This is a genomic window from Mucilaginibacter sp. KACC 22773 (assembly GCF_028736215.1).
Classification (GTDB): Bacteria; Bacteroidota; Bacteroidia; order Sphingobacteriales; family Sphingobacteriaceae; genus Mucilaginibacter.
Genome location: NZ_CP117883.1, coordinates 3,189,489 through 3,209,895, shown reverse-complemented (window position 1 = coordinate 3,209,895; position 20,407 = coordinate 3,189,489). Strand labels below are relative to the sequence as shown.

General features: G+C 40.6%; 12 protein-coding genes and 1 riboswitch. Of the genes, 8 read left to right on the top strand and 4 right to left on the bottom strand.

The genetic code is table 11. From position 1 onward, the window contains the following. The first annotated feature begins 12 nt into the window (after positions 1-12). Positions 13-507, top strand: a complete 495-nt coding sequence (locus PQ469_RS13490) for a hypothetical protein (protein WP_274213423.1) — start codon at positions 13-15, stop codon at positions 505-507. Between the two features lies 1 nt (position 508). On the opposite strand, the gene PQ469_RS13485 is transcribed toward PQ469_RS13490, so the two are convergent. Then, positions 509-4,804, bottom strand: a complete 4,296-nt coding sequence (locus tag PQ469_RS13485) for a hybrid sensor histidine kinase/response regulator (protein ID WP_274213422.1) — start codon at positions 4,802-4,804, stop codon at positions 509-511. A gap of 264 nt (positions 4,805-5,068) precedes the next feature. On the opposite strand from PQ469_RS13485, the gene PQ469_RS13480 reads away from it, so the two are divergent. Further along, positions 5,069-5,293 (top strand): VF530 family protein, encoded by a 225-nt coding sequence (locus PQ469_RS13480; protein WP_274213421.1) that lies wholly within the window; start codon positions 5,069-5,071, stop codon positions 5,291-5,293. On the opposite strand, the gene PQ469_RS13475 is transcribed toward PQ469_RS13480, so the two are convergent. Continuing rightward, on the bottom strand, positions 5,290-6,582 hold the full coding sequence (locus PQ469_RS13475) for a DEAD/DEAH box helicase (RefSeq protein ID WP_337993763.1): 1,293 nt from the start codon (positions 6,580-6,582) through the stop codon (positions 5,290-5,292). The two genes, PQ469_RS13480 and PQ469_RS13475, sit on opposite strands and share 4 nt — an antisense overlap. Positions 6,583-6,685: 103 nt before the next feature. Next, positions 6,686-7,495 carry a tRNA pseudouridine synthase A gene (locus PQ469_RS13470; protein ID WP_274213420.1) on the bottom strand — a complete coding sequence of 270 codons (810 nt, stop codon included), beginning with the start codon at positions 7,493-7,495 and terminating at the stop codon, positions 6,686-6,688. 127 nt (positions 7,496-7,622) lie between these two features. Beyond that, positions 7,623-7,820, top strand: a riboswitch (cobalamin riboswitch). A 121-nt stretch (positions 7,821-7,941) separates the two neighbouring features. Between PQ469_RS13470 and PQ469_RS13465 the strand changes: the two genes are divergently transcribed. The 4 genes from PQ469_RS13465 (at position 7,942) to PQ469_RS13450 (ending at position 12,065) form a co-directional block, all read left to right on the top strand. Next, complete coding sequence (locus tag PQ469_RS13465) at positions 7,942-9,888, top strand: TonB-dependent receptor plug domain-containing protein (protein ID WP_274213419.1); 1,947 nt, start codon at positions 7,942-7,944, stop codon at positions 9,886-9,888. A gap of 50 nt (positions 9,889-9,938) precedes the next feature. Continuing rightward, the gene (locus PQ469_RS13460; RefSeq protein WP_090651045.1) at positions 9,939-10,511 is read left to right on the top strand and encodes a DUF6580 family putative transport protein; all 573 of its coding nucleotides are present in this window, start codon (positions 9,939-9,941) and stop codon (positions 10,509-10,511) included. Between the two features lie 72 nt (positions 10,512-10,583). After that, positions 10,584-11,273, top strand: coding sequence for an SIR2 family NAD-dependent protein deacylase (locus PQ469_RS13455; protein WP_274213418.1), 690 nt, complete (start codon positions 10,584-10,586; stop codon positions 11,271-11,273). Between the two features lie 78 nt (positions 11,274-11,351). After that, positions 11,352-12,065, top strand: a complete 714-nt coding sequence (locus PQ469_RS13450) for a Dph6-related ATP pyrophosphatase (RefSeq protein ID WP_274213417.1) — start codon at positions 11,352-11,354, stop codon at positions 12,063-12,065. 387 nt (positions 12,066-12,452) lie between these two features. Here PQ469_RS13450 and PQ469_RS13445 read toward each other — a convergent pair whose 3' ends face one another. Further along, complete coding sequence (locus PQ469_RS13445; RefSeq protein WP_274213416.1) at positions 12,453-14,141, bottom strand: gliding motility protein RemB; 1,689 nt, start codon at positions 14,139-14,141, stop codon at positions 12,453-12,455. Between the two features lie 200 nt (positions 14,142-14,341). Here PQ469_RS13445 and PQ469_RS13440 point away from each other — a divergent pair, with 200 nt between their 5' ends. Then, positions 14,342-17,368, top strand: coding sequence for a glycosyltransferase family 117 protein (locus tag PQ469_RS13440; protein WP_274213415.1), 3,027 nt, complete (start codon positions 14,342-14,344; stop codon positions 17,366-17,368). A gap of 300 nt (positions 17,369-17,668) precedes the next feature. Next, a complete protein-coding gene (locus tag PQ469_RS13435; RefSeq protein ID WP_274213414.1) occupies positions 17,669-20,179 on the top strand; it encodes a DUF3857 domain-containing protein in 2,511 nt (836 codons plus the stop codon). The last annotated feature ends 228 nt before the right edge of the window (positions 20,180-20,407 follow it).

The window sequence follows — 20,407 nt, the reverse complement described above, 5'->3', positions numbered from 1 at the left end:
TAAACAATAAACATGAATTGGATTATAAGGCGTTGTGTCAGGCTTTCGGGCCATACCTATTTGAATGAGGTTTTGTTGCCCATTTTAGAAGACTTGGAACAGTTTAACTGGTTGATATCGGATTTAGAATATAATACATCAGGTTCGGTTGAAGCACTTGCGTTGCCGGTAAATCATGATGAGGATTATTTTTTATTGTCCGAAAACGAATTTCAGCGATTGCTCGCTGCCGATTTGCAAATATATTGGGGCGTCATTTTGGGGATACCTGGTTCTTTTGAGCCGGCGATAGATGAAAATAATTTGCCATTTGCTGAAGGTAATCCCCTGATCTGGAAAAATGGAAATATACAACACCCTAATGCAGAGATAGAGATTGTTTGTTACGACAGTGGATATACAATTGTGAAATTCAGGGATCCGTACCTTTCCGGGAAATTTGGAAGTTATTTTACGGAAGCTATAGATTTGGAGCGTTTTAAGAGTGAAACACTTCCGTATTATTGATCTATTTAACTTTTTTACTCACCCAATCCATCATTTTATGTGCAGCTTTCAACACTGCAATTAGCCCTTCTGATTTCATGGGTTTCGCAATGTAATCATCCATACCTTCGGCTATACACATGTCACGGTCATCAGGGCCGGCGTTGGCGGTCATGGCGATGATAAAGGGCTGTAGCTTACGGTCACTTTCGCGGATTGACCGGGTGGCCTCAAAACCGTCCATTTCGGGCATCTGCACATCCATCAATATGACGTTAAATTCCTGCTCGTCCAGTTTTTTTAATACTTCAAGTCCATTCTCTACCATTGCAAATTCATAGCCCAGTTTGCTCAACATCCGGCTTATTAGTTTTTGGTTAACCTGGTTATCTTCGGCCACAAGTATATTTAGCGGATATTCCACCGCGAAGTTACTGTCAAGCAACTTAACTGCTTTGGGTTCGGGCGCCGACGCTTTTCCAACACTCCTTAATTCGGCTTGTACGCTTTTGCCTAACTGATTTAGCTTAACCGGTTTTGTTAAAATAGCTGCAAACAAGCCCGGATATTTTACCTTCGAGCTATCGCCAATGGAACTGAGCATGATAATGGGCAGCTGCGGATATTTTATTTTGGCAGCCTCGGCAAAGCCAACACCATCCATTTCCGGCATTTCCATATCGGTTATAATCAGGTTATAGTCGTTATCATTGGCCAGCAAATCAAGTCCCTCTGTCGCAGATGATGCTGTATGTGTAATAAGGCCCCATTGCTCCAGTTGGGTTTTAAGGATAAAACGATTGGTTTTATTATCATCAACAACCAATACCTTTTTGCCTTCCAGATCAGCAGTATCAAATACAAGGGGAACATATTTTGATTGTTTTTGGCTCACCGCAACTTTGATAGTAAACACAAATACCGATCCTTCGCCATACACACTCTCTACCCAAATATCGCCGCCCATCAATTTAACCAGGCGTTGGCTAATTACAAGGCCAAGGCCAGTGCCGCCGTATTTGCGCGTGGTTGATGAATCGGCCTGCCAAAAGGCGTTGAACAAGCTGGATACTTTTTCTTCAGAAATACCTATACCGGTATCCATGATACTGAAACCTATTTCAATCTGTCCATCGGGATGTGTTTTCGACGAAAATACCTTTATAAATACTTCTCCCTTTTGCGTGAATTTAAGTGCATTGCCGGTTAAATTGGTAATAACCTGTTTAAGGCGCAAACTATCACCAATAACCTGCTGGGGCAGGGCAGGGTCTATCTGGTACACCAGTTCCAGTCCCTGTTGCGAAGCTATGGGCGAGAAAATGTCCATCACTTCCTCAATGCAATGGCGTAGGTCAAAATCCTCCTGCTCCATATTCATCTTGCCCGACTCTATCTTAGAGAAATCAAGAATGTCATTTATCACGTTCACCAGGCTATCGCCGCATGATATGATGGTATCCGTATATTCCCGCTGTTCGGTGTTCAGCTCGGTTTCGCCCAAAAGGGAAGCCATGCCTATAACGCCGTTCATCGGCGTACGAATTTCGTGACTCATGGTGGCAAGGAAAATACTTTTAGCCTGGTTGGCTTTGTCGGCCTCTTCACGGGCCTCTTTTTCATGCGCCATATGCAATTCCAGCTCTTCCGATTGGGATAATAGCTCCTCATTTAAGGCTTGCAACTCTTCCGACTGTGCCTGCAATTCTTCGTTTAGTAACTGCAAATCTTCCGATTGCTTTTTTAATTCCTGCGATTGTTGTAAAACTTCGGTGGTACGCTCAGATACCTGCTCTTCCAGCAAACGTTTTTGATTTTCTATGCTGTTTACCTTCCACCGGTAAAGGCTATAAATTAAAGTAAGCACAAGCAAAAGTATAGCCGAAATAAACCACCAGGTAAGCCAGAAAGGGGGCAAAATGGTAAGATTTAAACTTAGCTCGTGCTTTGACCACTGGCCATCGCTGTTACGGCTTTTTACCTTGAAAGTGTAGTCGCCAGCCGGTAAATTGGTATATGTAGCAGTATTTTTGGTGCCTACATAGTTCCAGTTTTTATCGAAGTTTTCTAACTGGTATGCATATTCTTTTTTATTAGCCTGGGCAAAATCCAGTGATACAAATTCAAAAGAAATAACCGATTGCTCATGGGTTAAAGTAATAGATTTTGTTTCCGTAATATCCCTTTTTAATGGTGAGGGATCATCATTGGTTTGGGCTACAGGAACAGTTTTATTAAAGATTTGGAAATCGGTTAACCGTAGTGGTGGATCATAAACGGCTTGGGTTATCCTGTCAGGATTAAATATGTTGAATCCGTTAACCCCGCCGAAATATAAAGTGCCATCATGGCTTTTTACAGCTGCGTGTGGTTTAAACTCATCGGCCTGTAAACCATCGTCAGTAGTAAAATTCCTGAACGTTTTTGTTCGCGGGTTGAATCTCGACAGGCCATTATTGCCGCTTATCCAAAGATTGTAGTTATTATCCTCTCTTATAGCATAAGCGTAATCATTAGGTAAGCCATCCCTGGCTTTATAAACGGTAAATTTGTTTGTTTTAGGATCAAAACGATTTAAACCATTATAAGTGCAGATCCATATGTTCCCCAAATGATCCTCGAACAAATCAAGAGCGGAATTATTGCTCAAGCTGTTTTTTGACGCATCATATTTAAAAGTTTTAAACGTATTGCTTGTTGTATTAAAAAGGTTTAAGCCGGCATCATTGGTACCAACCCAAAGGTTACCTTTCGAGTCGCCTAAAAGCGAATTAATATTATCGCTGCTAATGCTTTGCGGGTCGCTTGCCTTATGCCTGTAATGAATAAAACTGTTTGTTTTAGGATCAAATAAATCAAGCCCCTGCCCAAGCGTGCCAATCCATATTTTATGATCAAGGGTGGTTGTTATAGCATATACGTTGTCGCCGCCTAAGCTGGTAGAATCGTTTTCATTGTGTTTGTATGTTTTGAATTTGCGGGTTTGCAAATTCATCACACTTACGCCATCGCCCCAGGTGCCTATCCATAGGTTATTTTTGTCATCTTCTTTTAAGGCCAGGTTATTATTGCCCCCAATACTCGTTTTATCCCGGGCATTAAAACGATAAACTTTAAAAGTCCCTGTTTTAATATCAAACAGGTTTAGTCCGCCGCCATCAGTGCCAACCCAAATATTATGGTTTTTATCTTCGGTAATACTTAGTACAAAATTATTAGATAAGCTGTTGGCCCGTGAGTTGTGTTTAAATTGGGTGAAATTTTCATTCGTCTTTTTATAAAAGCTAATGCCTGATGCAAAGGTGCTTAGCCACATATTGCCAAACTTATCTTTCAATATCACATCAACGGAATTGCTGGGGATACTGCTATTATCTATATCGTCCTGGAAGTGATTACTGAATTTGCCTTCGGTAAAATTAAAAATGCTGAGTCCGCCGTTTTCAGTACCTATCCATAAGTTATGGTTGCTGTCTTCGTTAATGCATTGTATCCCGTTATACGGTAACGAATTGGAGTTATTGGCAATGTTTTTAAAATGTCTAAACGTTAGCGTATTGGCATCAAATAAGTTTAATCCGTTCCCGGTGCCAACCCATAGCCGGTGGTTGCTATCCTCAAAAATACTGGTTATTCTGTCCGAAGATATGGTTCTGTCGTCGTTTTCATCATGTTTAAAACTGGTAAAACTTTTGGTTTTAGGATTAAAAAGATTTAGGCCAGATGCGGTACCTATCCATATATTTTTTTTACCATCAACATAAATAACCCTTGCGTGATCATCGCTCAGGCTGTGTGGATCATCCTTATTGTACTTGTAGTGAACAAATTTGTTTTGACTGATGATGTACTCATCAACGCCATCCTTTAAAGTAGCTATCCATAAATTACCATCCTTATCCAGGGCAACGTTTACAGTGTAATTGTTTGTAAGGCTGTTTGGTAGTTTATCGTTGTGCAGATAACGGTAAAAGCGGTTCTTTTGGCGATCGTATCTATTAATACCACCGCTGGTGGCTATCCACAGATCGCTATTTTTATCCTCAACAATATGGTTTACGGAATTATTGCTGATGCTGGTATTATCGTTGATATTATTTCTGAAAACCTTAAACTTACTGCCGTCATAGCGGTTTAAGCCATCACGCGTACCTACCCATATAAAGCCGCGGCTACCCTGGATCATGGAGTTTACATTAAGTTCGGAAAGGTTCTCCTTGCTGCCGATGTGCTGGAAGTGAATAGGCTGATCCTGGGCAATTGCTGATAATGATATAGCTTGAAAAAATAAAACCAGGTAAAACTTATAGCCACTCATTTGATATCAGGATGTTATTAAATTGGGGTATATGGTGCATACAATTTAGATGCTGGAAATTAAGTAATTATTTGGTATTGTATGTCAAATATATTTAAACGGGGATAGATAAATATAGTTATGCTTTAGCTTAGGTTATTTTAATAAAATACCCTATAATTTTACACTATGTTTCCGCTAAACGAACTTAAAACCCCATGCTCTTTTAACACTTTGGCAATTTAAGCTGAAAAGATGTAAAACATAATTTATTTACCTTTGCATATGCCGCAACAAGTAAATAACCCGCTTCATGGAAAAACTTTAGAAACGATCCTGAACGAACTGGTGGCCCGTTTTGGTTGGGCCGAACTGGGTTACCAGATAAGAATTAATTGTTTTTTGGATAATCCGAGCATATCATCCAGCCTGAAGTTTTTGCGCAAAACGCCATGGGCACGTAAAAAGGTAGAGGATATGTATATCCACTATTTTACCAAAAAAAATTAGTGCTTGCGCTTATTGTTCATTTTAGCTTTTTGGCCCGAGCTAAAGTTATAAGTTTTTGAATTGGCAGCCTTTTTTTCATGAAAAGCCGCGCCAACTATAGGGGCATCGGGGTTTGGTTTAGGTTCTTTTTTTGCTTTTACTTCTTTTTCAATGATAAGCTCTTCGGGTAACTCGGCAAGGGCTATTTTTTTGCCGGTGGCCTGCTCTATCTTCTTAACCTGGCTAAGCTCCAGGTCGGTAGCAAAAGTGAGGGCCATTGTCTCGTTCTGGCTTTCCGGGTAATGGTTGGTTACACGATCAATAAACAGTTCTTTTTCTGCCGGTACGTCAAAATGAATAATAAAAGGAATATCGGCCAGGCTAAAAGCTTCTTCCTGCTCATTAGCTACCAACAGTACCCTGGCGCCTTCATCAGCCTTAAATGTTTCTATCGATTTAAAACCCGGGCTATCAAAAAACTGGGGATTTAAATAAGCCACGGCAGTGCGTAAACGTGCTTGCAGGCTTTTATAAACTTTATCGGCAGTTGCACGTGTATTTACAAAAACTACGGTTTTGGTAAATAGCTCTTCATCGTACATAAACAAATTGAGCAGGTTTAATTTAGTGCCGAAGTTGGGTACGTTATATAAAAATTGCGGATGTGTCTCTAACGGTTGTTCTGCCAATGCTTCTACCTCCACAATAGCAGGATCTTTCATAAAAGGATCCAGCATCTTTTGCAGTTTGCTGTGCATTACCTCGGTAAATACCAGTTTCTGGCTTTTGCCAATGCTATTTGCCAGCTCTACAACAGGAAGCTGCATGCCTCTTTTTATCATTTCATCGGCATCATCAACCACAAACATATCAACCTTGTTAAGGTTAAGGGCGAGCTTCAGGTAAATGGCGCGTGCCCTGTCGGGAGTAGCTACTACTATATCGGCACCGTCGGCCAAGGCGTCCATCTGGGCTTCAATACCCGGAGCAACGTACAAGCCAACAATTTTTATTGATTTGTTTTTGTTCAGGCGGTCAAATTGTTCTATCACCCCAAATACGTCCTCTTTATCGGGTACAAGGATCAATACACGCGGAACGCCTTCGGGCGCATAATTAAAGCGGTTTAATACACCAAGCACATAGGTGGTAGTTTTGCCGCTACCTTCGTAACCAATGGCGATGATATCCTGGCCACCTACAATTCTTGAAAGGGTTTTTAATTGCAGTTCTTTAGGGTTTGTAAAACCAGCTTCATTTACCGACCGAACCAGCTGTTTTTTCAGCTTCAATTTTTCAAACCACACCATCTGAGAACTTTATTAAGTATTTAAGAGGGCGAATTTACCTAAATTTCCTTGAAAAGAGTCAAGATTCAAGAATCAAGAGCCAAGACAGGGAATACTTTAGGTATTATATTGATTGCCAAACAGGGTTTTCATCCTTTTGGAGCAGGCCTGTAAACGTTGGTTTGGCGGGGATATCAAGGTAAGGATACGTTACTTTTGACAGGTATAGTCCCTGGGGATAGGCTGGGATGATGATTTTTGGCGTTTGTTTGCTGATGAGGTGACTTTCAAATTCATCAACACTTATTTCGCCACGGCCAATTTCCAGCAGGCGGCCGATAATGATCCTGATCATTTTGCTCAAAAAACGGTTAGCAGATATGTTGAACCGGAGCCTGTCGCCGTTACTGCTAACAAAAAGGCTTGCCGAGCTCACGTTGCAAATGGTATGGTCAACCCTGTCGGGCATTTTACAAAAGGCGCGGTAATCGTTATAACGCGGGAGCAGCGCTATAGCCTTTTTCATTTCATCAATGTTGAGGTTGGTTTCGGGATATAAGGCGCTAAAAGCACTTAAAAAAGGGTCTTTATAAGTATGAATAAAATAATCATATGAGCGCTGCACAGCATCAAACCGGGCGTGGGGCAGGCCCTGCATCGGGATGATATCAAATACCGCGATATCATCCGGCAGTATTTTATTGAGGCGGAAAAAGAGATCGAAATCCCATTCCTTTGCTAAATCGATATGAAAAAAAAATTGGCTGGCATGCACCTGCGCGTCGGTACGGCCACAGCCGTTAACAGTTATGGGCGTTTTTAATATTTGGCTTAAAGCTATTTCAAAAACGGATTGTACACTTGCAACGCCGGCATGTTTTTGCCAGCCGCTGTACTGTGTGCCATGATAACCAATATGAAAAAAATAGCGCATAATCTTGGATCCAAAAATCCGCAAAAATTATGGTAAAGCCATACCAAAAACAAATGGGGATGGCTAAACGGATGGCTTTAAACCAGCTCGGGCTTTTCAAACAACTTGCGTATCTGCCGTACATAACCTACCTTTACAGAGCTTTAGGTTCCTTTATAGCATATCATAAAGGATTAAAAGGGAATACGGTGTAAATCCGGAACTGTCCCGCAGCTGTAAGCTCCATAACCATAGTTCATTCTATTAAAGTCACTTGCGCTTAGCTCAGGGAAGACAGAACGAAAGGGGAGTAAGTCAGAAGACCTGCCAGAGCATTATAAATTATTCATAGCTTTCGTGGATTGAAGCCTGAATGTGAATGCTCTTCTTTGGGTGGTGTGTTTTCATTTTATCAGTCTGTGTTGTGCTATTTAAACTGCATTATTATTTAACGCTATAGCAAATACATGAAAAAAAAGTACTTTAAAATTGTTTTCGGATTATTACAGGTGGGTTTATGCAGCACTGCTGTGTTTGCGCAGGATACCACCCGGTTATTAAATAATGTGGTTGTCACCGCCACCCGCTCACCAAAAAAACTAACCGATATAGGTAGGGTAGTTACCGTAATATCGGCAGAGCAGATTAACCGTTCGCAAGGCAAAACGTTACCCCAGTTATTGAATACCGTCCCCGGGATAACTTTCTCTGGTGCCCAGAACGCGCCCGGCATTAGTACATCAGTTTTTTTACGCGGCGCCTCATCGGGTAATACTTTGATATTGATAGATGGTTTCCCCGTTAACAATGCTGGCTCAATTGATGGTAGTTATGATCTTAACGCCTTCCCGTTAAACCAGGTAGAAAGAATTGAAATATTAAAAGGAAGCGGATCGACACTTTACGGATCAGACGCTGTGGCGGGTGTGATCAACATCATCACCAAACACCCGCAGGGACAGGGCTTAAAAGGTAATGTGCAATTAACGGGCGGAAGTTATAATACCTTCCAGGAATCGGCCGGGCTAAGTGGTTTAATAAATCACACCGGTATTGCCGTTAACCTATCTAATACAGATTCAAGGGGTTTTGCGGCCGCTACCGATACTACAAATAAAGCCGGATTTAAAAAAGATGGTTTCCACCAACGTTCGGCAAGCGTAAACATCAATCAATATATCTCGGAAAAATTCAGCCTGAATGGTAACTTCCAGGGCAGCTATAACACCGGCGATTTGCCGTATGGCGCTTTTACTAACGATAACAACTACACCTACAACAATACGTTTATATTTGGTGGTTTAGGAGCTAAAGTGAAGTTACCCAAAGGAACATTGGTGTTTAATGCCAGCCAAAACACGGTTCGTAACCACTTTAAAAATCTGCCGCCCGATAATTATGAAACCAACCAGGTAACAAAAAACACCGGCCGCATAAGCAATTTGGAAGCTGTTTTGAATTATAATTTGGGCAGTTATTTTGATATTACAAGTGGTGCCGGTTATAAATACAGCAATACCAGTCAATACAGCTTGTTTGAGCAAACCGGTTACCACCCTGGTCCAAGTGTTATAAGCGATGATACCGCCCACAATAGCATTATCAGTGTTTACACGTCGTTATTTTTTAAATCAAATATCTTCCACATGGAGTTGGGCGGCAGGTACAATCACCACAGCAAATATGGTGATAACTTCACCTATACCATTAATCCTTCGCTTTATTTAGCAGATCAGTTTAAAGTGTTCGGAACTATTGCTTCGGCCTTTAAATCACCATCTTTATACCAGCTGTCTTCTCAATACGGAAATAGTAAATTAAAGCCTGAAACAACTACATCGTACGAGGCCGGATTTGATTGGGAGGTCGTAAAAAATGCATTGTCATTTAACACCGTATTTTATAAACGCAATACAAAAGATGTAATTTATTTCTTCTCTGAATCTGTGCCTCCTTATAGTTCATTCTATAAAAATGGATCTTTTCAAAAAGATAAGGGCTTTGAAACTGAACTGAAATACAATTCAAACAAGCTAACAGCATCAGCTTACTTTGCCTATGTAACCGGCAAGCAAACGGATGAAGCTGGCAAACAAACGGCTAACTTATACCGCAGGCCCAAAAATACTTTTGGTGCTAATGTTTCATACCAGGCCTGTGCAAATTTCCTGATAGGTGTGAATTATAAGTATACCGGTAACAGGGCCGATCAAAATTTCGCCACTTATCCATCTACAATAACTACTTTAAAAAGCTATAACCTGGTTGATCTTCACCTGCAACTAAAAGCCACCAAAAACCTGGATGTATTTGGGGACCTGAACAACGTACTCGATCAAAAATATACCGATTGGCTGGGTTATAACACACGGGGTATAAACTTTACGCTTGGTGCAAAATACCGGTTTAATTAGTAGTTTTTATTTAACATGATTATGAGTAATTTTACGTCATAAATAAAACCATGAATAAAAAAGATACCATCAACAGGAACATTATCCTGATTTTAATGATAGTTGTTGCTGCAGCTTTCAGGCTAATAACCTTTAAGTATAAGGAACTGAGTAACTTTACACCTGTGGGCGCGATAGCTGTATTTGGCGGTGTTTACTTTACCGAAAAATGGAAGGGATATGTAACTGTATTACTTACCCTTTTTACTACCGATATCATCATCAATTACCTGTATACCTCAAAAGTTACTTTGTGGTATAGTGGTGCGGCGTGGGTTTATCTTTGCTTTGCGTTGATGGTTTTAGTAGGTAGCTTTATCAAAAAGGTAAATGTGCTTAACGTGTTGCTGGCAGCTGTTGCATCGGTATTGATTCACTGGCTCATTATCGATCTGCCATTTTTATACGGCACACTGTATCCGCATACTTTAGCAGGTTATGGTCAATCGTTAGTTAAGGCTATTCCTTTTGAAAAAAATATGGTGTTAGGAGACATGGTGTTTGGTTTACTGCTATTTGGCGGTTTTGAACTTGCTAAAACCAGGTACACTTTTTTACGCACACAAAAACAATTGGCACTTTAATTTGAATTGATAAAATTGAAAAGCGATCTGCCATTATGCAGGTCGCTTTTTTTATGAACTAATATTTACTTTATGAAAAAGCTGGTAGTATTAACAGGAGCAGGTATAAGCGCAGAGAGTGGTTTAAAGACCTTCAGAGACAGCGACGGCCTTTGGGAGGGTTACAATATAGAAGATGTGGCAACACCCGAAGCGTGGCAGCGTAACCCGGCCCTTGTACAGCAGTTTTATAACGAGCGGCGCAAAAATGTGATGGATGCACAACCCAATGCCGCACACTACGCCCTGGTCAAACTGGAAGCGAAATACGATGTAACCATCATTACCCAAAATATAGACGACCTGCATGAAAGGGCAGGCTCCACCAATGTTGTACACCTGCACGGCGTTATCACGCGTTCGCAATCAAGTGTTAACCCTGAACTTACTTACCCCATTGAGGGGTGGGAGATTGGCATGAACGAGGTATGCGAATTAGGATCGCCGTTACGCGCCCACGTTGTTTGGTTTGGCGAAGCTGTGCCCATGATTGAAACGGCCGCAAGAATTTGTGGCCGTGCGGAGATTTTTATGCTGATCGGTTCCTCGTTAGCCGTATACCCGGCCGCCGGATTGATTGGCTATATAAACCGCGATGTACCCCGGTATGTTATCGACCCTAAAATACCCGATATCAATGTGCGCGGCCCGGTCATCAAGATCCAGGAAAAAGCGACAGTAGGGGTGGTGGCCCTGGTAAATGAATTGTTAAATGAGCAATAACATATATACATCCTGTCAATGCTACTTCACCAATCTGCCAAATCACTAATTCACTAAATCAATAATTCAATAATTAAAATGAAGTGTATTTTTAACTGGAGCGGCGGTAAAGACAGCGCACTGGCTTTGTACCATTGCCTGCAAAATGCTGACCTTGACATCAGGTACCTGGTAACAACTGTTAACGATGCTGCCGACAGGATCTCGATGCATGGCGTACGCACGGAACTATTGATAAAACAGGCCGAAAGTATTGGTATACCATTATACCAGATCCGGTTGCCCGAGATGCCAGGCATGAAGGAGTATGACGAGGTTATGCATTATCACCTGGCTCATTTCAAAAGCGAGGGGATAACGCATTCTATTTTCGGCGATATCTTTTTGCAGGATTTGAAAGACTATCGTGATGCAAGGTTGAGCGAAGTTGGCCTCACCGGCATCTACCCATTATGGAAACGAGATACCCGCGAACTAATCAATGAATTTTTAAGCCTTGGATTTGGAACGGTGATAGCCTGTACCCAGGCACGCCTTGAGCGAATAGTAGGGAGGGAGCTCAGCGCCGAACTGATTGATGCCCTGCCCGATGATGTAGATGTTTGCGGAGAGAACGGCGAGTTTCACACGTTCACTTTTAAGGGGCCTATTTTTTCAAAGCCCGTTAACTATAAAACCGGGATTAAAATTTTTAAGGAATATCGGGCCCCTAAAAACACAGACGATTCCTGCGTTACAAACCCCGATCACAAACCAGCCGGATTTTGGTATTGTGACCTTATTTTAGCTTAACCTCCCATTTATTTGGTCTGTTTGGTTGCCAAATAAAATTATTATATAAACAATAACTAATTGTATATTAATAAATTATATAAATTTAATTTAACTTTTTATTTACTATAAAGGAATATTTATTCTGTCGGAACGGTGTTTCTTGGTAGTTTTGCAGAATAAAATTCTGCATTTCAATCCGTTTTAATGTATGTGATTATTAATCGATTGCTTATGTCAAAATAGTTATATAAAAAAACTAATCCAGCAATTTACCATACAGCCATTGGTCTTATGACGGAGCATTAAATTTAGCAAGTACAAACAAAAAACGTGATACTTAATACATCACGTTGTAAAATGTTATCAAAAAAATATAGTAAATCCTGCCTAATTCATTAATCGTGTTTAAAAATCATGATACAAATTCCTGAACGAGCTTCTTAACCCAAAAGTAAGCATCGTTGTTTTATTATCTGCTTTCGCGCTTTTTTCCTGCCGGTACAAGCCGCTTAATTCAAAACGGAGATTATATTTAGGGTTAATTAAAAATGAAATTGTGCCTTCGGCATAGTAAAGCTGGGTGCTCAATCCCTGGCCAACATTGGTAGTAGTAGTTGCCGTTGGTACAAATGGCTTATTCACTATTTTGCCATTGTTTATGCTTTTTAGTGTATCTGTACCATATTTGGCATAGTTTATTTGTCCTTGCAGATCAATCCGGCCGAAAGAGTAGTTAAGGATGCCCAGCACTTCTCTGAAATTTGCGCCATAAGGATGCGCCAACGGATCGCCGTAAAAATTGTAGCTGCTTATGGTGTTTGCATTTTGGTAAGTATACGGTTTAACGGTATTAAACTCAAAAAGATAGTTAAAGCGCTTTACAGCAAAAAGATCGGCGCCGCGGATACCAACCTGCACACCGTTGGTGTTATCTGCATTATTACCCGAGAAAAAACTGCCTGCTTTAAACCTATCTAACAATAGCTGGGCATACAACGCAGTTTTATCCAGGATTTTGTATTTGCCTGTAAAGCCAACTAAAGTATTGTCTTTAGGTTGTTGGGATGGCCCCAATGAGCTGGAGAAGAAAATAGGATTTATCATATTGGCATCAAAACCGCGCCTGTTGCCGTTTGCATCGGCCTCCGGGGAAATAAGCGCGTTAAAGAAGCCGAATGATACCCGGTTGCTCACATTCCAGTCTATGTAATGAAAAAATGCCCACTTACGGCGGTTGCTGCCAAAAGCATCAAATTTTGTTTCTTTAATATCTTCTATGTAAGCCCAGGTGGCCATGTACTGCACATGCCTGCCTAAGTTGGCGGTAACCCTTAAAAGGGGCATATTGGCAGCATAATCTGATAACAATAATGAGCGGTACCCATCGCCGATAAACATTTTATCCTCGCCCAGGGTAACGTTAAGGTTTTTTGTTACGTTATAGGACAAGATTGCTGTAACGTACGACCAATCAGCCGAATTTTTTGCGATTCCCTGGTAATTACGCAAATAGGATTGACCGGGTATAAAGCCGTTGGCATTAACTACCGTATTGTAATAAGTAGGGAATTTTGCCCCATTTTCATAACCACTGGTATAAAATGAAAAGTTTTTGCCAACTGTGCCACCAAACTGGTAACCGCGGGTATTTAAATAATTACTTGAATTTACAGTTAAAGTAGCCAGCTGCCCTTGCGCCGAATATCTTTGAGCCGGGCCGCCTGTTTTTGCGCTAAAATCTTTACTTACGTCTAAATCCAGGATAATATCACCGTAAAAAGTGTAATTGGGCCTGTTAACTTCAAAAAGATGTTCATTCAATAATTTGCGCGTGACCCAGCTTTTACTGTTGGGCCTCACTCCAACATTCATAACCGAATCATAGCTGTGCTGGATAATGCTATCTATCAAAAATGGGCGCATGGAACTATGAAACGCTGTTTTTGTTGAATAAATATCGGCATTGAACTTTTGGTACAGCTGGTAGGAGTTTGGCAGATAGGTTGATTGTGCCTTAACCCCTTGAACCGAAACCAGGAGGATGCCGGCTAACAAAAATGATTTTATGGACAGAAATGGGTAGATTTTTTGCATCGCAACAAAATAAGTATTATTTATGGTAAGATAAAAATTTTCATTGGTAATAGATTTTGCAGGACATTTTTGAGTCCGAATATCTTGTTCTAAAAAAGTTAATAAATGTTAAATTTGGCACAGGCAAACTGTTTTTTTTAATTACCATTTAAAAATAGTGATATTTGCCCGCGCGATAAAACCCTTACTATTTAATATAAATGCAGTACAAAAAAATCAATAATCTTTTAGGCTGGCTTTGCTTTGTTATAGCTTCAATTACCTACATCTTAACATTAGAACCGTCAGTTAGTTTTTGGGACTGCGGTGAATTTATTTCATGCGCCTATAGGCTACAGGTTGCTCACCAACCGGGGTACCCTGTTTTTGCCATGTTGGGCAAGTTGTTTTCATTACTTTCATTTGGCAACAATGCTAAGGTGCCTTATTATACCAATATGGGGTCGGCTATTGCCAGCGGGGCTACCATTATGTTTTTATTTTGGACAATTACTGCGTTAGCCAAAAAATTATTACTAAATAAACGTGATGACGAGGTTAGCCAAACAAACCTGATCATGATTATGGGCGCAGGCCTGGTTGGCGCGTTGGCATTCACTTATACAGATACTTTCTGGTTTTCGGCCGTTGAAACCATTGTATTTGCTTTATCATCATTATGTACCGCTATTGTATTTTGGGCCATTTTAAAATGGGACGCCCACGCCGATGAAAAAGGCGCCGATAAATGGCTGGTTTTTATAGCCTATGTAATTGGTTTATCAATAGGTATTCACCTGCTTAATTTATTAACCATACCGGCTTTGGCCATTGTTTATTTCTTCCGCAGGAGTAAAAATGTAAATGTAGGTAACGGAATATTGGCGTTTTTGGCCGGTATAGTTATCCTTGGCCTGGTACAGTACGGTGTTAGGGGATACACCATTAAATTTGCCGCCTACTTTGACCTTTTCTTTGTAAATACCTTGGGGCTGGGCTTTGGCAGCGGTGCATTCTTTTTTATGCTTATCATCGTGGCCGCCCTTGTGTTGGGTATTACATATAGTATCCGTGCAAAAAAACCAACGCTTAACCTTGCTTTGTTGTGTATTGCTTTTATTTATTTTGGATACGGCTCATTTGCTTACATCCCTATCAGGGCTACTGCAAATCCCGATTTAAATAACTCGCACCCCGATAATGCATTTACCCTTTATGGTTACTTAAACCGTATCCAGTACGGCGAAAACCCTTTGCTTTTTGGGCAGTATTATGATGCGCAGGTTACCGAACAAAAGGAGGGAAGCATCATTTATCGTAAAGGAAATACCAAATATGAAAATGCTGGCAAAAAAATTGAAACGGTATATGATCATACCACAATTTTGCCGCGTATGTACAGTACCGATCCGCAGGATGTTCAGTTTTATAAAGAGTGGCTGCGCATTCCTGAGGGGCAGGCGCCAAATTTTGCCAACAACTTAAGCTGGATGTTTACCTGGCAAATGTACCAGATGTACTGGCGTTATTTTTTATGGAACTTTGTGGGCCGATACAATGACGCCGATGGCCAGCAAAGCATGGTAGCCATTGATGGTAATTGGACAACCGGAATATTTGATGGCGGCAGGCATTTGCCAAAATCAGTTACAGGAGCAGTAACCTATACGCCATTATATGCATTACCGCTCATTATCGGTTTAATAGGGGCTGCTTACCATTTTAACCGTAAAAAGAAAGATGCGCTGGTAGTATTGTTACTTTTCTTCTTTACCGGCCTTGCTATTGTATTATATGTTAATCAAGCCAATGTGCAGCCGCGCGAGCGTGATTACTCCTATGTTGGCTCCTTTTATGCCTTTGCTATTTGGATAGGTTTAGGCGTTATAGCCATTGCCGAAAGCGCCCGTAAATTTATTGATGGCAGAACTGCCGCTTTAGCATCAACAGCTATATGTTTATTGGCTGCGCCTGTGTTGCTGGCAAGCAAGGAGTGGGGCGATCACGACCGTTCTACAAAAATGACACCGCACGATATGGCTTATAACTACCTGATATCGTGCCCTAAAGATGCTATCTTATTTACCTATGGCGATAATGATACCTACTCGTTATGGTACGATCAGGAAGTTGAAGGCATCAGGCCCGACGTACGCATCGTGAACCTGAGTTTATTTACCGGTGATTGGTACATCCGCCAGATGCAGAAAAAAATGAATGAATCGGATCCTTTGCCTATTACCATGCCTTATGATAAATATAAGGAAGGTGTACGTGACGCCATTTATTTTAACGACAAAAAATTAGACGGTCCGCAGGAAGTAAAAGAGGTTTTTGACTTTATAACATCTGATGATAAAGCCGCCCAGGTTGAATACCAAAGCGGCGATTTTGGCAATTACCTGCCTACCAAAAATTTAAAACTAACCATAAACCCGGACCAGGTAGTAAAAATGGGAGTGGTAACGCCCGATCAAAAAAGCAGGCTTGCAAGCGTAATGGATTGGAAATTTCCGCCAAATTATGTAACCAAAGAGAACCTGGCGATATTGGATATACTTGCGCATAATAACTGGAAAAGGCCTATTTGTTTTACTACAACCATTGGCAACGAAAACCTGATTGGTTTACAGCCATACCTGTATAAAGAAGGTTTTACTTACCATTTAATACCTTTCCAGAAAGACACCACCGTGCATGACCAGTTAAGTAAAACAAACACAATGGTGATGTACAATAATGTGATGAACAAGTTTAAATTCGGGAACTTTAAAACCGCTAAATATCTTGATCACGAGTCAACGTCGATGTTTTACCCGGTAATGACTACCACTTTTACCGATTTGATCCAGAATCTGATGAAGGAGGGGCATAACGACCTTGCTTTAAAAGTACTGCATAAATATGATCAGGAAATGCCCGACATTAACCCTTACATTGACATTGCCGGCCGTAAAATATTTTTGATACAAATGGCATTTCAATTAAATGATGTAGTGTTAGGTACCAAAATGGCAAACCATCTTGATGAGTACGTAACCGATCAGCTTGATTATAATTACCATTTGCTAACATCAAACGATAATACTTTGAGCACCCGCGATGTTCAAATAGGGTTACAAATATTAAATGGCATGACCGATTTTGTTAAAGAAAATAATCAGCCGGCATTATTTAAGAAATTCGATGGCCAATTAAAGGATTACGTTAAAAAGTTTGCCCCATTGTTGGGCAATCAACAACAATAGGTTCGCCCAATCCTCTCTAAAGGGGAGGGGTTTTTGATTTGCCTGATAAAAGAAAGTTTTTCAAAAAAAACTTCCTTTTATGGTTTTATAGAACTGTTTTCTTAACTACCTATCCGTGATCTAAACTCAAGGCGCTCCACTGGCAGATATTAAAGGAGTTGGGCGGGGCCAATAATTAAATAAATAATTATAAATCCGGTTCTTTTTTTTATTTTAATAGCCGGTATGCAAAATTGTTTTAAACTATACTTGAACCTTATTACTGGTGCTTTACTGTTGTTAATTAATAAACAGTGTGTTATGGCGGCGGGTACACCCGTGGTGCACGTGACACCCAAACCCGACTGGTTAAGCGTTTGTAAGCCTTATAGCCAAAGACCGTCGGCACGTACCATCGAAAAAGGTTATTTTTTTGCGCTTTTAGAACAGCAGGTGCATGTTGAATTGCAGGCCAATTACCACCATGTAATTAAAGAGATAGTATCTGAAACCGGCATTCAAAATGCATCACAGGTTAATGTGAGTTTCGATCCCAGTTTCCAGCGTCTTGATTTTCATAACATCATTGTTTGGCGCAACAACAAGCCTATTAATCGCTTAAATGTATCTGCCTTTAAGGTAATTGCCGACGAACAGGATTTATCCAACTTTATTTACCAGGGTAGTTACTCGGCTTTGCTGATTCTTGACGACATTCGTAAAGGCGATAGGATTGAATATTCATATACACTAACCGGCCGCAACCCTATTTTTAACGGCAGGTTTTGCGATGATATCGCTTTTCAATGGTACCAGCCTATAGCGCATCAGTATACGGTGCTCGTTGCTTCAGCACAGCGGAAATTAAACTTTAAGGCTATTAATACCATACCTAAAGTAACTATCAGCCAAACGGCTGGCTTAAAGCGGTACGAATATGAGGGTTTCCAGGTACCACCAGCGCGTGACGACGAAAACCAGCCTGCCTGGTACGAAAGCAGGCCCCGCGTGCAGATCAGTGAATTTAATGGCTGGGCTGGCGTAGTAAATTGGGCACTGAGTATTAACCCGGCAGCAATCAATATTAAAGGCGAACTGGCACAGCGCATTGCCGAAATTAAGGCAAAAACAGGTAACGACCAGGTGAAATATTTTCGCGAGGCGGTTAAAACCGTACAAAACGAGGTACGGTATATGGGCATCGAAATGGGCCAATACTCGCATAAGGCAAATAATCCCGAAAAGGTATTTAAACAACGCTACGGTGATTGTAAAGATAAATCGTTATTACTGGTATCAATGCTGAAAGCCGATGGTATAGATGCAGCGATGGTGCTGGTAAATTCGAGCGTTAGGGCGCATATTGAAGATTACCTGCCAACTTACTATGCATTTGACCATGCTGTGGTTACTGCCAACGTACAGGGCAAACAGGTTTGGGTTGATGCAACTATTGACTACCAGGGCGGCTCGGGTACCGATATTTATTTCCCTAATTATGGTAAAGGTTTGGTATTAAGAGCGGGTGATACTTCGCTTACTACCATACCACAATCCAAAACAGGTAAAGTGATTTTTAATGATATCTATAAAGTGAAAAACGACCACGCGCCGGTGATGTTCACTGTAAAAACCACTTACACTTTAAACGAGGCTGATGATATCCGCAGCCGGCTTGCCTCGACAGGCATGGCCGAAACGGAGAAAAATTACCTGGATTATTATGCAAAAACATATACAAAAATCGAACAAAAAGACTCGATTACAGTGGATGACGATCTGGATAAAAATGTACTTACAACTACCGAAACCTATACCATAAAAGACTTTTTCCGGGTAGATACCGAGACCAATAAAAAATCGGCTGACTTATATGCCAACTACATTTCGCAGCAACTGCCATCGTTAAACGGAAGAATAAAAACGCCTGTGTCATTGAGTTACCCACTTGATTATGATTATACCATAAGCGTTATATTAAAAGGAGGCTGGGACATAACTGACAAAACCAATGCAATTACAAGGGACTATTATAAATTTTCGTCTGATTACACATCTTCGGGCGATACGCTACAGCTTAATTACAAGCTTGCTTACTTAAAGGACAATGTTCCTGTAGATAAACTGGACGAATTTAAAGAAGATATTAAAAAGCTTAACAGCGACGGACTTAGCTATAGTTTTAGTTACGGAGCCATCAGCGAACCCGGATCGAACATTAACAACCCGATGGTTATTTTTGCAGGCTTTTTGGTGGTTGGCCTGATTTTTTTAGGCGTATGGTTTTACCAGCGCGAAACACCGGCTATTGTTTTTAGCTATGGATCAACGTTTATGCCTATTGGTGGCTGGCTCATATTGATAGCCATTGGCCTCGGGGCAACAGTCCTTAGCGTTGCCCGGAATCTTTACACCGGCAATTTTTTTGATATGGCTACCTGGAATTCCTTTGCTACCAGTAAATATGGCTTTAACCACAAACTTTTGTTGGTTGTTGGGGCCGGTGGCAATATTATACTCATGATGCTGGCTGTTTTTTGCCTTATCCTTTTATTAAATAAACGCGATATATTCCCTAAAGTTATTACCGGTTATTTTTTATATGTCTTGGGGTTTGGCGCTGTTTTTTACATCATATCATTAACCGTGCATGATGAAAAAGTTGTTTCGCAGTCTTTGTACTTTTTAATAAGGGCATGTGTTGTTTCTGCTATCTGGATCCCCTATTTCAAAAGGTCTACCCGGGTGGAGGATACTTTTATTGTGCCTTATCCGCCTTACAATTACAGCTACGAAGGTCCCGATTCAAAATATCCAGCAGCTAAAGACTAAATTATATTACAACTTAGTAACGTAATTTCGTGATTTAGCGATATATCAAGACTTCAGGAAAGAAAACTTTAATTAAGTATTTGAAAATTAGATATTTAATCAATGGTATAGGTTTAGCAAAGTAATTTAGGTTGTAAATCAATTTAGTCGTCATCAATTAATTATCAGCAATAAATTAGCTTATAACATTAAATCGACAGCAAATAGGGATTTTTAGAATAAATTTGA

What these genes read in the sequence shown, in the direction of transcription:
- PQ469_RS13490 (WP_274213423.1), top strand. Translation starts at nt 13, where the DNA reads ATGAATTGGATTATAAGGCGTTGTGTCAGGCTTTCGGGCCATACCTAT.
- PQ469_RS13485 (WP_274213422.1), bottom strand. Translation starts at nt 4,804, where the DNA reads ATGAGTGGCTATAAGTTTTACCTGGTTTTATTTTTTCAAGCTATATCA.
- PQ469_RS13480 (WP_274213421.1), top strand. Translation starts at nt 5,069, where the DNA reads ATGCCGCAACAAGTAAATAACCCGCTTCATGGAAAAACTTTAGAAACG.
- PQ469_RS13475 (WP_337993763.1), bottom strand. Translation starts at nt 6,582, where the DNA reads ATGGTGTGGTTTGAAAAATTGAAGCTGAAAAAACAGCTGGTTCGGTCG.
- PQ469_RS13470 (WP_274213420.1), bottom strand. Translation starts at nt 7,495, where the DNA reads ATGCGCTATTTTTTTCATATTGGTTATCATGGCACACAGTACAGCGGC.
- PQ469_RS13465 (WP_274213419.1), top strand. Translation starts at nt 7,942, where the DNA reads ATGAAAAAAAAGTACTTTAAAATTGTTTTCGGATTATTACAGGTGGGT.
- PQ469_RS13460 (WP_090651045.1), top strand. Translation starts at nt 9,939, where the DNA reads ATGAATAAAAAAGATACCATCAACAGGAACATTATCCTGATTTTAATG.
- PQ469_RS13455 (WP_274213418.1), top strand. Translation starts at nt 10,584, where the DNA reads ATGAAAAAGCTGGTAGTATTAACAGGAGCAGGTATAAGCGCAGAGAGT.
- PQ469_RS13450 (WP_274213417.1), top strand. Translation starts at nt 11,352, where the DNA reads ATGAAGTGTATTTTTAACTGGAGCGGCGGTAAAGACAGCGCACTGGCT.
- PQ469_RS13445 (WP_274213416.1), bottom strand. Translation starts at nt 14,141, where the DNA reads ATGCAAAAAATCTACCCATTTCTGTCCATAAAATCATTTTTGTTAGCC.
- PQ469_RS13440 (WP_274213415.1), top strand. Translation starts at nt 14,342, where the DNA reads ATGCAGTACAAAAAAATCAATAATCTTTTAGGCTGGCTTTGCTTTGTT.
- PQ469_RS13435 (WP_274213414.1), top strand. Translation starts at nt 17,669, where the DNA reads ATGGCGGCGGGTACACCCGTGGTGCACGTGACACCCAAACCCGACTGG.